This window comes from Streptomyces sp. NBC_00212 (assembly GCF_045206365.1).
Taxonomy (GTDB): domain Bacteria; phylum Actinomycetota; class Actinomycetes; order Streptomycetales; family Streptomycetaceae; genus Streptomyces.
Map to the genome: position 1 here is coordinate 1,457,186 of NZ_CP108115.1, position 14,774 is coordinate 1,471,959.

General features: G+C 67.8%; 14 protein-coding genes. 9 read left to right on the plus strand and 5 right to left on the minus strand.

Annotated elements, in window-relative coordinates; translation table 11 throughout:
- From OHA17_RS06705 to OHA17_RS06725, 5 genes are all read left to right on the plus strand, one after another.
- On the plus strand, positions 1–375 hold the full coding sequence (locus OHA17_RS06705) for an ectoine synthase (protein ID WP_406504928.1): 375 nt from the start codon (positions 1–3) through the stop codon (positions 373–375).
- 108 nt (positions 376–483) lie between these two features.
- Positions 484–1,602 (plus strand): acyl-CoA dehydrogenase family protein, encoded by a 1,119-nt coding sequence (locus OHA17_RS06710; RefSeq protein WP_406504930.1) that lies wholly within the window; start codon positions 484–486, stop codon positions 1,600–1,602.
- Between the two features lie 17 nt (positions 1,603–1,619).
- Positions 1,620–2,303: a transglutaminase family protein gene (locus OHA17_RS06715; protein WP_406504932.1), complete on the plus strand. Its 684-nt coding sequence runs from the start codon at positions 1,620–1,622 to the stop codon at positions 2,301–2,303.
- Positions 2,304–2,315: 12 nt separating this feature from the next.
- Positions 2,316–3,128: a maleate cis-trans isomerase gene (locus OHA17_RS06720; RefSeq protein WP_406504934.1), complete on the plus strand. Its 813-nt coding sequence runs from the start codon at positions 2,316–2,318 to the stop codon at positions 3,126–3,128.
- Positions 3,125–3,388 carry a DUF6253 family protein gene (locus tag OHA17_RS06725; RefSeq protein WP_406504936.1) on the plus strand — a complete coding sequence of 88 codons (264 nt, stop codon included), beginning with the start codon at positions 3,125–3,127 and terminating at the stop codon, positions 3,386–3,388. The genes OHA17_RS06720 and OHA17_RS06725 overlap by 4 nt, the downstream gene beginning before the upstream one ends.
- A 102-nt stretch (positions 3,389–3,490) precedes the next feature.
- Here OHA17_RS06725 and OHA17_RS06730 read toward each other — a convergent pair whose 3' ends face one another.
- Positions 3,491–4,735, minus strand: coding sequence for an IS701 family transposase (locus tag OHA17_RS06730; protein WP_406504938.1), 1,245 nt, complete (start codon positions 4,733–4,735; stop codon positions 3,491–3,493).
- Positions 4,736–5,363: 628 nt separating this feature from the next.
- Between OHA17_RS06730 and OHA17_RS06735 the strand changes: the two genes are divergently transcribed.
- The gene (locus OHA17_RS06735) at positions 5,364–5,960 is read left to right on the plus strand and encodes a TetR family transcriptional regulator (protein ID WP_406504940.1); all 597 of its coding nucleotides are present in this window, start codon (positions 5,364–5,366) and stop codon (positions 5,958–5,960) included.
- 21 nt (positions 5,961–5,981) lie between these two features.
- On the opposite strand, the gene OHA17_RS06740 is transcribed toward OHA17_RS06735, so the two are convergent.
- Complete coding sequence (locus OHA17_RS06740) at positions 5,982–6,761, minus strand: SDR family NAD(P)-dependent oxidoreductase (protein WP_406504942.1); 780 nt, start codon at positions 6,759–6,761, stop codon at positions 5,982–5,984.
- Between the two features lie 122 nt (positions 6,762–6,883).
- Positions 6,884–7,513: a ScbR family autoregulator-binding transcription factor gene (locus OHA17_RS06745; RefSeq protein WP_406504944.1), complete on the minus strand. Its 630-nt coding sequence runs from the start codon at positions 7,511–7,513 to the stop codon at positions 6,884–6,886.
- 136 nt (positions 7,514–7,649) lie between these two features.
- Between OHA17_RS06745 and OHA17_RS06750 the strand changes: the two genes are divergently transcribed.
- On the plus strand, positions 7,650–8,609 hold the full coding sequence (locus OHA17_RS06750; RefSeq protein WP_406504946.1) for a ScbA/BarX family gamma-butyrolactone biosynthesis protein: 960 nt from the start codon (positions 7,650–7,652) through the stop codon (positions 8,607–8,609).
- Between the two features lie 790 nt (positions 8,610–9,399).
- Positions 9,400–10,467, plus strand: a complete 1,068-nt coding sequence (locus OHA17_RS06755; RefSeq protein WP_406504948.1) for an integrase core domain-containing protein — start codon at positions 9,400–9,402, stop codon at positions 10,465–10,467.
- A gap of 104 nt (positions 10,468–10,571) precedes the next feature.
- Here the strand turns inward: OHA17_RS06755 and OHA17_RS06760 are convergent, their stop codons facing one another.
- The gene (locus OHA17_RS06760; RefSeq protein ID WP_406504950.1) at positions 10,572–11,933 is read right to left on the minus strand and encodes a DUF4157 domain-containing protein; all 1,362 of its coding nucleotides are present in this window, start codon (positions 11,931–11,933) and stop codon (positions 10,572–10,574) included.
- Positions 11,934–12,618: 685 nt separating this feature from the next.
- Positions 12,619–12,936 (minus strand): hypothetical protein, encoded by a 318-nt coding sequence (locus tag OHA17_RS06765; RefSeq protein WP_406504952.1) that lies wholly within the window; start codon positions 12,934–12,936, stop codon positions 12,619–12,621.
- Positions 12,937–13,475: 539 nt separating this feature from the next.
- Here OHA17_RS06765 and OHA17_RS06770 point away from each other — a divergent pair.
- Positions 13,476–14,768 carry a CAP domain-containing protein gene (locus OHA17_RS06770; RefSeq protein ID WP_406504954.1) on the plus strand — a complete coding sequence of 431 codons (1,293 nt, stop codon included), beginning with the start codon at positions 13,476–13,478 and terminating at the stop codon, positions 14,766–14,768.
- Positions 14,769–14,774: the final 6 nt, after the last annotated feature.

Below are 14,774 nucleotides of genomic sequence, written 5' to 3' on the forward strand. Positions count from 1 at the left end.
ATGATCGTCCGCAGCATCGACACCCTCGCCCCGGTCGAGTGGGGCAACGGCCTCAGCTACCGCGTCCTGACCGAGTCCGACGGCATGGGTTTCGCCGTCTGCGACACCCTGGTCCGCCGCGGCACCACCAGCGCCCTGCAGTACCGCAACCACCTCGAAGCCTGCTACTGCGTAGGGGGGTCGGGTGAGGTCGTCGAGAAGGACGGCACCCGCCACAAGATCGTGCAGGGCACGATATACGCCCTCGACCAGCACGACCCCCACTATTTGGTCGCCTCGGACGACGAGGACCTACATCTCGTCTCCATATTCAACCCGCCCATCAACGGCACCGAGAAGCACAGCCTGTCCGAGGACGGGTTCTCCCACTACTGACATGGCGGGGCGACGGCCCCTGTCCCCCCGCCGACGGCGCCCGCCCCCACCGGGTGCCGTCGGCGGGGCACGCCACCCACCTCACCCGCAGCGGACCTAGGACAACCCTTGAGCGACGACCTCTTCCACCTCGCCACCCCGTGGGCCGACGAACTCAACGCCAATCTGGAGGAATTGGATGCCTCCGCCGCCTTCCCGCAGGACAAGTGGAAGGCCATCCGGAGCTCAGGGATCCTGCGCACCCCCTTCCACCCCGACTTCGGCGGGAGCGGCCGCAGCCTCACCGAGACGATGCGCGCCCTGGAGGGACTGGGGTACACCTCACGCGACGCGGGCCTGTCCTTCTCCACCTCCACCCAGATCGTGTCCGTCGGCATCCCCGTGCAGCGGTTCGCGACGCAGGAGCTCAAAGAGCGGTACCTGCCCGGAATCATGGACGGTGAGCTGATCACCGCGCACGCGATCACCGAGGAGTCCGGCGGGTCGGACGCGATGAACCTGTCCACCGTCGCGCACCGCGACGGCGACCACTACGTGGTCAACGGCGGCAAGATGTTCATCACCAACGCCCCGATCGCCGACCTGTTCCTGCTGTACGTACGCACCGGCAAGCCCGGCCCGTTCGGTCTGACCACGCTACTGGTCGAGGCCGGCACCCCCGGCCTGTCCGTCGGGCCCACGATGGACAAGCTCGGACTGCGCACCAGCCCGATCGGCACTCTCTCCTTCGACGAGCTGCGCATCCCCGTCGCCCAGCGCGTCGGCGGTGAGGGGGCAGGCTTCCTCGTCCTGGACTACGTGATGAAGCGCGAGGTCCTCTTCGGCTTCTCGCTCACGCTCGGCGAGATGACCCGCCGGCTGGAGGAGACCATCGACTTCGCCAAGGCCCGCACCCAGTTCGGGCAGCCGATCGGCAAGTACCAGGCCGTCTCGCACAAGATCGCCGACATGAAGATGCAGGTGGAAACCGCCCGCAAGTGGCTCACCGACACCGGGGCGAAGGTCGAGGCGGGGCAGGACGCCTCCCTCGACCTCGCGGCCACCAAGACGATCGTGTCCGAAGCCAACGTGCAGACCGCTCTGGACGCGGTACAGATCCACGGCGGGCGCGGGGTGCTCACCGAGCACGGCATGGAACGCGAACTGCGCAATTCGATCGCCGGGACCATCTACTCCGGCAGCTCGGAGATCCAGCGCAACCGCATCGCCGCCCTCATCGGCCTCTAACCACCACAGGACACGCCATGACTGCTGACCTTCTCCAGCTGACCCGCCCCACCAAATTTCTCGACTACGAGACCGACGAGGTCCAAGACTTCATCGACCACGTCGTCAAGGACCGCTCGGCCGACAAGAAGACGAACGCGATCGAGCTCTACTACGCCGTGCGCGACGGCATCTTCTACGAGGTCTACGGCGCCGACCTCTCCCCCGAGGGACTGAAGGCCTCGCACACCGCCAAGGTCAAGTCCGGGTTCTGCCTCCACAAGGCCGCCCTGTACGCCGCAGCGGTACGCGCCCTCGGCATCCCCTCCCGCGTCGTGTACGGCGACGTGCGCAACCACCTTGCCTCGCCTCGGCTCATCGAGCACATCGGCGGCAACGTCTTCTTCCACGGCCTGACCCAGGTTCACCTGGACGGCAAGTGGGTCAAGGCCACACCGGTGTTCAACAAGATGCTCTGCAAGCTCTACGGCATGGAGGCCCTGGAGTTCGACGGCACCCACGACAGCCTTTACCACCCGTACGGCGAAGGCGGGGGCTCCATGGAGTTCCTCGTCGACCACGGTGCCTTCGACGACGTTCCCTACGACTTCATCATCGCGACCATGCGGTCCAAGCACCCCAAGTTCCTCGACAACGCCGGGACGGGCACCGTCAGCGGCGGGCGGCTGGCCGACGAGTCCACCCTCACTCCGTCCAAGTAGGAGATCTCCCTCATGTCAAGGCCCAGCAGCACGCCCATCGACGGCTGGGATGCCAGCACCCGCATCGGGGTCGTCGTCCCGCACGCCGACGTCGGCCCGGAGGCCGAACTCCAGGCCATGGCCCCTGCCTCGGTATCCATCCACGGCTCCCGCATCCATTTCGCCGCCATGCGCGCGGGCGGCGAAATGGATGAGAAGATCCCGCACGACCCGGTCAGGGCATTCGTCGAACCGCCCTTCCTGGACCAGGCCGTGGAACTCGTGGCGGCCTCCCCGCTGCACGCGCTCACTCTCGGCTTCACCTCCTCCAGTTACGTGCTGAAGGCCAAGGGCGAAGAGGAGTTGTACGAGCGGCTGGCGCCGGTCACACGCGGGCTGCCCATCACCGGCACGACAAAGGCCGCCCGCGCCGCGTTCCACGCACTGGGCGCCCAACGGATCGCGATCGTGAACCCGCCGTGGTTCGATGACACACTCTCGGGCCAGGGCGCGGACTACTTCCGCGAGTTCGGCTTCGACGTCGTCCACCACGGGCCGTGCGGCCTGCCGTCCAACCAGAAGGCGATCACCCCCGGCAACCTGTCCGCCTGGATCCGCACCACGGTCGCCGACCACCGCCCCGACGCCGTTCTCGTGGCGGGCAACGGCATCCGGGCCGTCGGCACCATCAAGCCCCTTGAGGACGAGCTCGGATTCCACGTGATCACCGCGAACCAGGTGATCCTCTGGCACGCGCTCCACCTCGCGGACGCCGCCCACCTTGCCGCGGACATCACCGACTACGGGCACCTGTTCACCACCACCCCGAAGGGCGAACACGCGTGAGCCTGCTGGACGCCGACGGGTACGAAGCCGTGTTCGGCACCCCTGAAGGAGACATCTACCGCTTCCCTCTCGTGTGCTGGCACGACGACGGCACCCATGTCTCCGGAATGGTGCTGCACAAGGGGCAGCTCAGGCGTGCCGAGCTGGTCAGCGGCTTCATGCGCTACGACACCCGACCCGCCCCCCTGCCGGTGGACGCCTACTCGTCCCCACTCGCCGATGCACCGCCACGGACCCACCTGCCCGCAGCCGTGAGGTGACACCGTCGCCGACGGGCGAAATACCAGCGGGGGCGCGCTCTTCGACGTACGAAGCGCGCGCCCCCGCTGTTCCGTGACCGTGCGGTCGCCTGGTGCGCGTGGTCAGGCGGTTTGTCGGTCTTGTGTCTGCTGCCGGCCAAGTGACCGCCACGGCTCCGTGTAAGGATCGGGCGCTGTCCTGCTGTTCGAGCCGAAACCGCTGATGCTCCGCATGTCCTGGTGCGCTGTCAGCCGAGCGTAAGTGAAGGCCGCGGAGACCAACGTCATGTGGTGGTGCCATCCGGGGAACGAACGGCCCTCGAAGTCCCGCAGGCCGAAGTTCCGTTCGAGGCGGCCCACGGTTCCGGCCGCCTCCGCACGCCGGCCGGCCAGTCCGACGAGGTCTCCGAGCGGCTGGTTCACCATGTTGGTGATCCACAAGCCGCCGCGGCGGCCCCGGCCGTCGGGTTGGGTGAACAGCCGATAGGTGTGCTGGGGCCCAGGCAGCGAACGGGGCCGAGGCAAGTGAACGAGCCCCATCGAGTACGGCCGTCCATCGGCCGGCGCGGACACACGCTGGGGGATGAGGCCGGTACGTTCATGTTCACTGATGAGTCGGACGGCGGCCACGGGGCCGGCCTCGGGGCACTGCCGGGCTGCCAGGTGACTGCCGGGCAGGACCAGCAGGTTGTCCGGTACGGCGACGACGAGGTCGTGGCCCCGGGCACTGAGTCCGTTGATCAGCGCGGCAGCGTCCAGGTACCCGGTCGCGTCGGCCACCACCGGCATCGGGCCGTGGGCCGCGTGCACGGCCAGCTCGTCGGTCAGATTCAGGAGCCACTCCTCCGCCGAGGCCGTGACGTCGCTCGGAATGCGGGCCCGTAGCCGTCGTGCCTCGTCGGACCACTCGTCGGGAAGCAGCATGCTCCAGGCGACCGGAAGGTCTTCGGTGTCCGACGACAGGAACACCCCGAATCCGATCTGGCAGTTGACGGTGCGGCCGGCGTGCGGAATGAAGCGGCGGTGCACCCCGCAGGACTGCGCGCCCCGCTTGGGCAGTACGGCGGGGGCGATGGTCCAGCACCGGGGCCGGGTGCGCTGCGCGGCCCATCGCATGAGCTCAGCGCGGATGGGCCCCCACTCCCAAGGGCTGGAATTGATGAACTGGTGCAGGGCTTGCGCCGCCGTCGACGAGTCGGTCACCTCGGCAGCCATGCGCCGGACCGTCTTCTTGCCCGGCGTACTGAGCAGGCCCTGCACATAGGCAGCCGCCCATCTTCGTTGGTCGATCCTGGGCAGATGTCTGAAGAGCTCCTCAGCGAACCCGCTGAAGGACTCCGATCTGGCCACCCCATGCTGCGCAGTCATTTCTGGGTTCCCCCCTGTCTCCACCTACGCTCGTGGATCACGCCAAAGAGTTCCGGCTGCCGGTGCACGCGCAGCGCTTCCCCCTCCGTGCACAGATAAAAATAGTTGATTTTTTCTTTTTTTGTAAAGGGTCGCCCATGAACGAACGCGGCCCCGGAGCACGGACACGCCCCGCTCCACCAGAGGTGGACGCTCGCCGGCCGCATTCCGGTCCGATGCCGAGGCGATCACGCGCCGCCTCACACCACTTGGCGAGATCCGCCACGAGCGCGATCGCCAGCACCCCGACCCGCCGGCCGCGCGACAGCCCCGGAAGCGGCTCACAGGCGGCCATGACCGACGCCCCCGGCGATGCTGCGATCATTTCAAGACACATAGAATAGTGATTGCTATCTTTTTTTTGGAGCCCAAGAAGCCTAGGCATACCCTGGGCCGCGCGCCTGCCCAGCTGAGACGGCTCTCAGGGCGCCGGGGCGGGCGGCCGACCCCCTCGGGGCTCTACCAGGTCTGGGGTGCACCTTCACCTCGGCATGGCAAGAGGGTGTGCCGTCGTCCCCGTGTGCTGGCGAGATGAGCCCCATAGAACGCGACGCACACTGGTGTGCCTGCCCGACGGAAGGTCAACGGGATGCAGGAACGAGCTGCACGCACACGGCAGGCCTTGGTCCATGCCGCGGCCCGGGAGTTCGATGACAACGGGTACGCCGCCGCGTCCCTGACCGGCATCGGCAAGGCCGCGGGCACGTCAACGGGCGCGGTGACCTTCCACTTCACGTCGAAGGCGGCGCTGGCCGACGAGGTGCACGCACAGGGCGTGGCAGTGACACGGCACGCCCTGCAGCAGGTGGATCACCAAGCCGGCCCGCTGCGGTCGGCGATCGCCATGGCGTGCGCGGTGGTGCGATGTCTGGAGAACGACGTCGCGGTTCGCGCGGCAGCACGTCTGGACCGGGATCGCGAGGACTGCCCACCCAACTGGCGCGCCGTGTGGTCAACGGCCGTTGAGGAGGAGCTGGCCAAGGCGGCGGGCACGCCATCGTGCGCGTCGGCCAACCCCTCCCTCGTCCTGGCGCTCGTCCTCTACCTCGTCCACGGGGCGGAGGTGGACGTGCGGGCACAACGGCGCGGGGGGGCGCCCGAGACCCGGGCCGGCAGTGCGTCGGACCTGTTCACCCGGATGTGCGAAATGCTCCTCCCGGCGGTGGAGGGCTCCCCGTCGTCGTGAACTCCCCTGCCGCCGGCGGTGTCACACGGCGCTGCAGCCACCGTCCACCGGAACCCCCGCTCCGGTCATGAACGACGCCTCCGGACCGCAGAGCCAGACGGCCACGCGGGCGATCTCCTCCGGCTCGGCAAGCCGCTTCTGGACCGCCCGCGCGACGGCGGCCTCCTCCAGCCCGGGCATCTCCCGCAGCGCCTGCTCGATGAGTTCGGTGCGTGTGATGCCGACCATCAGCGCGTTGACCCGGATGTCCCGGTCGCCGTACTCGGCCGCGGCGGCCCGGGTCAGCCCGAGGACAGCGTGCTTGGCCGCCACATAGGGGGCTACGGCACCGGTGGCGAACTGGCCCGCGGTACTGCAGGTGTTGACGATCGACCCGCCCCTGCCCTGAGCGAGCATCACGGGTATCTGGTGGCGCAGGCAGTTCCACACGCCGCGCACATTGACGTCCATGATCCGGTCATAGAGGTCGTCCTCCAACTCGTGCAGGGGCATGGCCGCCGTGCCCCAGCCGGCGTTGTTGAATGCCGCGTCCAGCGAGCCGAACGTGTCCACCGCGGTGGACACAGCCCGTTCCACGTCCGCCGACACGGTTACGTCGCCCGGCACGGGCACCGCCGTGCCGCCCTCCGCGGCGACGGACGCGGCCAGCTCCCGCAGCCGCTCCTCCCGCCGGGCCATCAGGACGACGTTCGCCCCGCGCGCGGCGAACAGCCGCGCGGCCGCCGCACCGATTCCGCTGGAGGCCCCGGTGACCATCACCGTCCTGCCTTCGAGCTCCCCCGGGCCTCTCTTCGCGGACATCTCCATCTTCATCCCCCACCATTCGTTCACCATGAATTGATCGCGCCCAGCACAGCACAGCACATCCCGGGGCCCGGAGATCATCCGGGACGGCACTCGACTGTCCTCGGACGATCCACCGGTCAGCCCCGCCTGCCGCGCGCCTGCCCGAACTCAAGGCGTGCCACGGCGCTCGGCACGGCGATCGACGGCAGCACGATCCGCCACATCTCCTCGATACGCTGCGGCAGGTCGGCCCGGCCCGACTCTATGGAGGAGTGCATCTGGGCGCCGGTACAGGCGTTGACGATCAGCCGTGCCACCGCCTCGACGTCGACAGCCTTGCGAACCTCCCGCCCGGCCTGTGCGACGCGGAGGTCGGAGGCGATGATGTCCGTCCACTGCCGGTGCGAGTTCTCCTCTGGAGCGTTGAACTGCTCCTGTTCCATCACCAGGCGCGCGCCCGCGAACAGCACGGCGTCTTCAGCGAGTCCGTACGCCCAGGTCAGCGTGATGTCGACGGCGTGCTGCAGACCCTCGGACTGATGCTCCGGCCGGACCCTGCTGGGCTGGGAGAGCACGATTTCCCGAGCGAGCTCCTCCTTCGACTTGAAGTGGAAGTACATCGCTCCGAGCGTGAGCCCCGCTCTGTCGGCGATCTTCGAGACGCTCGCGCCCGCGAACCCGAGCTCTCCGAAGACCTGGGCCGCCGCCTGCACGAGCGCCTCCCTCGTTCGTACCGCGCGTTCCTGCTTCACGGCTCGCTGCGCCATCCCGCCTCCTCCATGTAAATGCTCGGCCAAGTAAATGCTCGACAAAAAAAACAACGGGCACTATTTTATTTCTTGATCATGCTCGGCATCCAACCCTGCCCGTCAAGGTCGAAGCAACTCTGGGGGGAGTAGCACCATGTCTCACAGCACTGCTGTAACACCATGCACTTTTGAAGCACCATCGATCACGTCTCCGCAAGTCCGCACCCACATCGCTCTCAAAGAGTGTGTCGGCAAGCGGGACCTGTCGGAGGTCTTCGTCGTCGACTGCCTGCACCTGTGCGGCAGCGAGCAGATCGTCACCGTCGAATGGCCGCGGGCGCACGACTTCTACACACCGACCCCGCAGGCCCACAGCCCCCTGCTCTTCACCGAGAGCGTGCGCCAAGCACTCGCCGTGTCCTGCCACACGGCGCATGACATACCCAGGGGCTACAGCCTGGGGTGGGAGCACCTGACCCTGGATGTGGTCGCCGACGCGCTGCGGACCACTGGGTCTGCGACCACTGTCCAACTACAGGTCATCCACTCGGCGATCAAGCGCCGCCGAATGGGCTCGGTCCAGTTGGTCGCCCATGTGCAGGGCACCGTGGACGGCGTGTACGCGGGTTCTGCCGAGGTCCACTACAGCGCCCACCCGAGCAGCATCTACAACCGGCTCCGCGGCCCCTACGCCGATCGCGCAGTCTTCCTGAGGGCCGCCCCGCCCACTACGCCCGTCGCTCCCGAGCGCGTGGGGCGCACGAACGCACGGGATGTCGTCCTGTCCCCCACCGGCGAGGCGGGCCGGTGGCAGATGCGGGTCGACACCAGTCATACCGTCCTCTACGACCATCCCCACGACCACATACCCGGCATGGTGCTCCTCGAAGCTGTGAGCCAGGCGGCCCAGGCGAGCCTCAAGACACCTGCGGCCCCGGTCGCCTTCGACACCACCTTCGATGGGTACGTCGAGTTCGACGCGCCCTGCTGGCTCAACGCCACCCCTCTGAGCCCTGATCTCCAAGGCCGTCCGCGCGTACTGATCGAGGCACACCAGCGCGAACGGCGGGTCTTCAGCGCCACAGTGGTACTGGCTCCCCACGGGGCCCGCTGAAGCACCGCCAGGCCTGGACTCCCGTCACAGCACGACGGGAGTCCAGGCCTGCCCGCGGCACACGTCCACCTGGCATCCCGCGATGAACGCGCGGTTCATGACCTCCCAGAACGCGATGCTGCGCTGCGCTTCCCGGGGCACGGATATCGCACTCAGGTGGCGCAGTCGGGGCGGGGCCCTCTACCAGCGCCTCTCCGGTCGGAGCGAACCGGTAGGCCGGGACCAGCAGTTGGCGGGCCAGGTCGGGCTGGGCGTCTCGATCCGGATCAAACACTTCGCCGAGAACGTGCAGTTCCTCGCCGCCCCGGACGATGTACGGGCCCTGTACGAAGCTCTCGGGCTGAAACTCACCTGCTACACAAAAGAGCGAGTCGTGACCGTAGAGTCACAACCCGCTCTTCCATGTGAACATGCTCTGTGTCCGAGGGGGAACACGGGCCATAGGCACACGCCGCTGGTCAGCGGCGAAATCACGCTCTCGCGATGAGCCAAGTTCGTCACGCAGCGCCCGATACGTCACGGGCAGTGTTGCCCATTCCATTCAGACGCCGCTCACCTTACTCAGACTGGGCGCTGGCCGGCATCCCCCAATCCAGTGACGCTCTCGCCACGCGCTTCCGCCGCATCTCCGCCCGCCGGGAAGGGAAACGCGCCGTAGCCGCGGTCATGCACAAGCTCACAATCGTAATCTGTGCGACCGACTGCCCTCGTAGCGTCCCAGAATGGGTTCACCGGTCCTGACCTCGGGGAATGCACGCGACCTACCATCTGTCCGGCATGATCAGTCCTCATGCTGGTACGGCTTGTCTACCTGATCACCATGCGGATCTTCGCGTGGCTGGTCCTGCTGTCTCGATCCTCTGCGGGCAAGAACGCCGAGATCCTGGTCCTGCGGCACGAGCTCGCAGTTCTGCGCCGGCAGATCACCGCACCCAAGCCCGGCTGGCCGGACCGGGCGCTGCTCGCCACCCTGGCCCGACTGCTCCCCCGAGCCCTGCGCGGGCAACGGATCGTCTCACCGCGCACCCTGCTGGCCTGGCACCAGCGTCTGGTGAAGCAGAAATGGACGCAACCTCCGCCCCCGGGACGCCCGCCCCTGCCAGAGGTGATCCGCGACCTGACCATCCGGCTCGGCACCGAGAACCATCGATGGGGCTTCCGGCGCGTCCACGGCGAACTGCGCCGCCTCGGACACAAGGTCAGCCCCGCTACCGTCCGACGGGTGCTGCGCGCTGCCGGGCTCGGCCCCGCGCCGCGCCGCCAGTCGGCGCGCGGCGAGTGGACCGCCTTCGTCAAGGCACAGGCCAGCGGCCTGCTCGCGACCGATCTGTTCCATGTCGACACCGTGGCACTGCAGCGGCTCTACGCGCTGTTCGTCATGGAGGTACGCACCCGCACCGTCCACATCCTGGGCATCACCGCCCACCCCACCGCGGCCTGGCCCACCCAGCAGGCCCGGCAATTCCTGTGGCAACTCGGCGATCACGCCGCAGAGTTCACCCACCTCATCCGCGATCGGGACGCGAAGTTCACCGTCGCCTTCGACGCCGTGTTCGCCAGCGAGGGCATCGTCGTGGCCAAGATCCCTCCGCGCAGCCCCAACTGCAACCCCCACGCGGAACGGTTCATACGCTCAGCACGGGAGGAGTGCACCGACCGGGTCCTGCTACTCGACCGCGGTCACGCCGAGAAGATCCTCCACGACTACGCCCATCACTTCAACAGCCACCGCCCCCATCAGGGACGCAACCAGCTCGCGCCCAACGACGACCCGAGCGTCATCCCCCTGCCCGCAGCCCGGATCGAACGCCGACAAGCCGTCGCCGGCCTCATCAACGAGTACCACCGAGCCAGCTGACCATCGGACAAAATCCCAGCTCACGGTCGGCGAAGCCATTCTGAAGCACTACGGGGGGCCAGTCAGCGGTACCAGGCAGATGCCCCCGCGGCGGGCGTATCTTATTAGCCCGGCGACACGTCCATCAAATTATCTCCGAACTCCGCGGCCAAATTCTGGAGTTCCTCATATTCGCTGTCGTAAGAATCAGAGGAGACTGACATGCTGTCGGATTCGTGGTCGGATTCATCGCCTGAGGAGTCTGACATGTCTGCCAAGTTCTGATAGGCCCCGTTGGTCAATGCTCCAGTGTAGGCATGGGCTCCACCAGCCTGGGCCATGGGGAATCGGTCCAGGAACTCATCTACTCCGTTCGGCCCTGTGTTGTTTGCTAGGCGGAGAAGAGCGGCTCGAAATGGCTTGGCTGCTCCGGCGAACCTAATTTCCTCGGCTTTGGTGACAATCCCGTAAAGGACTGCGGCGGCTCGCTTCTGAGTGGGGGTCATGCTGTTTAGGGCGGCCGGGGACACCGTCCCGCCTTTTGTGGCCTGCGCGAGCGCGCGTAGGTGAGCAGGAGACCGGAGGTGCGCAAGCAAAGTGGTGTATCGCTCTCCTACCGTTCCGGCGCCTGGGTGTTGATTACCGTTCGACTGGACGTAGGGGCCAGGGCCGTAAGGTGACCTCCGGAAGGTGTAGGGACCGAAAGGACTGTTCTCCTGTGTGGTCTGTGCGGGGACGGTCGGCTGGCCGTCGCGGCCCTCCGCACGCTCGTGCATCCTCTCCAACCTGCCTTGCGCCGCTTCCTGCGTGGCTGCATTCATGCGCTGCACGGCTGTGCCCAGCTCGCTCGCCTCGCCTCCTGGGCCAGCGCTTTGATTGTGTCGAGCTGGTGGCTGTCCACCGAGTGCGCGTCGCGCGCTGGTTTCTGCTTCGCGTTCGAACCGGTCAGACGGGTCGGACACCTTGAGCCCACCACCGTTGTCAGTACCAGCAACAGGCCCTCGACGTTGCTGGATGACGTGGGTGAGTTCGTGGGCGAGGGTGTGCTTGTCGCCGCCGCCGTCGCCGATGACGACGTGGTTGCCGGAGGTGTAGGCGCGGGCGCCGACTTCGGCGGCGGAGGCTTTGGCGGCGCTGTCGTTGTGGATGCGGACGTCGGAGAAGTCGGCGCCGAGCCGGGTTTCCATGTCGGTGCGGGTGGCGTCGTCCATGGGCCGTCCGCCGGTGCGCAGGACGTCGTGGACAGCGGAGCGCTGCACTGCGGGCTGTTCGGTCTGCTGGTGGCCGCAGCCAGCATTGTGCTGGTGCTGCTCCTGGGCCCAGGGGTGGCCGGCTTGGCGGAGCATCTGGACGACGGCGGCATTGCCCGCGCTGCTCTGGAGAGCAAGGAGGCCGGCGGGAATACCGCCCCCTGGCGCAGGGGTTCTGGAGGCAGTGCGGGCAGGCTTCTTGCCGTTCGGGGTCTGAGCCTGTTCGTTGGCGTGCATTGGGTCCTCTCGCGGGCGCCACGACTAGCGCTACGGGCCGGTCCGGGCTATGGCAGCTGGCTGGTTATGCCGACATCTACGGGCGCAGCCGCCGACCCTCTCAACAGCTGGCAACGTTCCGCTAACGCCGCGTTCCCTGCACCGTTAGCAGCAGTAGACTCCGAGGGCGGTTGGCCGCGCGCAGCACCGTCCCGATTTCCTCGACGGCTTCATCGCCGAGACCGGACTCACCCTGCCCCCGCCATAACGTCACCCCGAACCGAGAACCTCAGAAGCCAGTTCAGATGTCACCCGATCGTGCACCAGACCCGGATGTCGTGGCGGCGGTCATGCCGGAATTTTCATCCGGGTCCCGCTTCGCCGTGCCCGTCACCCGCTGATTGGTTGTTGGACGACTCTCTGCATGAGCACGTGGGTGAGGGTTTGCGACAGTCACGGTGGACATGAGTGCTGATCTTGGTGGGCAGTCTGATCTTGCTTCGTGCACGACGACGCGGTGTGCACGAGGTGGAGGTAGCGAGTGCTCATCGTCGACACCGACGTCGTCCTGGTGGAACGCCGGCTGCGGGCTGGTGAGTTGGCTTGCCTGATGCAGGGCTTCGCCTCCGAAGCCGTCGACATGGCCAGGGTGCCTTCGAGCAGGCCAAAGGCCAGGCCGCCCCGCAGGTGTTGGCGTCCACCAAGCTCATCGAGGCTCGCGCCCATGCCGCGAGAACGCCCCCCATTCGAGCGCCTCGGCGTCGACGAACACCTCGAGCAGTGCCCCGCCTGGATACACGCCCACGATCGTGTCGAGGAGGTCGACCTCCATGCCGTCCGGCGCGTCGATGCCGTCGACCGAGGTGAAGCCGCTCTCGATCAGCGCGACGGCCCCGGCACGCTGCAGCGGTCCATCTCCGGAGTTCCCTCCGAGATGCAGATGTCTACGGTCACTACGTACGTCACGTGTCCGAGCCTGGCAGACGGAACGGAGCCGAGGGGGAGAATCGAATTGGTTCGTCAAGCCGTCGCCCCACGAAGGCGACTGCCACCCCCGCTCCGACTCGCTTGCACTACGTTGCGTAGCTCGGCACGACGCTTGAATCAGGCCCTGGCCAGCGGCGCCCTGCCCTCCCGGGCAGCAGCGGCTGGGGAGAATCTGGGGAGAATGAAGGCCCGTTGGGGAGCGGCTGGGGAGGATCGGCCGTACAAACGGGCAGCACGGTGAAAGGGTCGGAAAGGCCGATCGTCGCATGTCGGACCGCCTGTTCGGGCGATTTCCGCAGGTCAGCGCCGCGTGGGTGACGACTTCGACTGGCGGCCGTCCCTCCCATGGGACCTACGGCCGTGCCCACGAGCCGGGAAACACCGACAGGGTCCGTGCGCGGCACGGCCGCACCACTTCGCAGGCAGTCCTGTTCGATTCCTCCGACTGCTCCCCATCCTGGTTCCCGGCGTCCCGAGAATCACGACTTCGGGAACCGGCCCCTCCCCCGTCAGCGTTCTCTCACCAGCAGGCGCTCCGCGCGCCCAGGTGACGCGGGCCGTGAACAGGTGGTGGCGATGGCCGAGTTGGTCCCCGGAGGCAATCAGCCGCTCCCGGACGGCGTCTTGAAGATCAGCGTCCCCGGCCCCTTCGACCTGTCCGTCCTCATCACTGATGACACCGGCCAGGTCAGCGGCGACGCCGACTTCGTCTTCTACAACCAGCCGTCCGCACCAGGCACACGGCTGGACGCCAATGTCATCACCTTGGAACCCGCCCGGCTACGGCCGGGAGCCAGCCGCGTGACCGTGGTCGTCAGCCCCGCCGAGCAGGGAACACTGCTGCGGCGGCTGCCCGCTCCCGTCATGTCCCTCACCAGCGGCAGCGGAGCGACCTGCACACGGTTCACCCCGCCGAAGCCGGTCCACGAAACCGTCCTGCTCCTCGCGGAGATCTACCGTCGCGGCACCGCATGGAAAGTGCGTGCCCTCGGCCAGGGATACGCGGACGGCCTGGCCGGCATCGCCCGCGACTTCGGCGTGGACGTATCCGACGACGCCCCGCAGCCCGCACCGGGACGGGACACGCTGACGGACGACTTCACCGCACTGGTCAACGCCGAGCGGGCTCGCTCCGGTGTCCCGCCGGTGGCCCCGGACGCACGGCTCACCGCCGCGGCGCAGGCCCATGCCAGGGCCATGGCGGGCCAAGGCCGGCTGAGCGTGGAGAGTCCCGACGGCACCTCGGTCTACCAACGCGTCACCGCCCAGGGCTTCGCCTATCTCGCCATCGCCGAGCACCTGGTCTCCGGCCCTCGGACACCCACGGATCTCCTCGCCTACTGCCTCAGCAGCCCCGCGACCCGGCGTCCCGTACTGGACCCCGCTCTCACATCGGCCGGGACCGCCCGGAGCTCTGACGACCGCGGCGGCGACGCCTACTGGACAGCGCTGTGGGCCGGGCCCTTCACCCCGGACGGACTCGCCCGCACGGCCGCCGAGGTCGTCGCCCTCACCAACGCGCAGCGGGCCACGGCCGGGCTCCGCCCCCTCGCCGCCGATCCGGGGCTGGCCTCGGTCGCGCAGGCGTACAGCGCGGACATGGCGACCCGCGGCTTCTACTCCCACACCTCCCCCGAAGGACTCGCACCGTGGGACCGTGCCAGAGCGGCAGGCTGCACGCACCACGGCATCGGCGAGAACATAGCCTGCGGGCAGCGCACCGCCGCGGAGGTGGTCCACGGCTGGATGAACAGCCCGGGCCACCGGGCCAACATCCTCAAGCCGGACTTCAACCACATCGAGGTCGGCTACGCCGGGGGCGGCCGGGCAGGAACGTACTGGACCCAACTGTTCGGCCTCGCCCCGTAGAACACA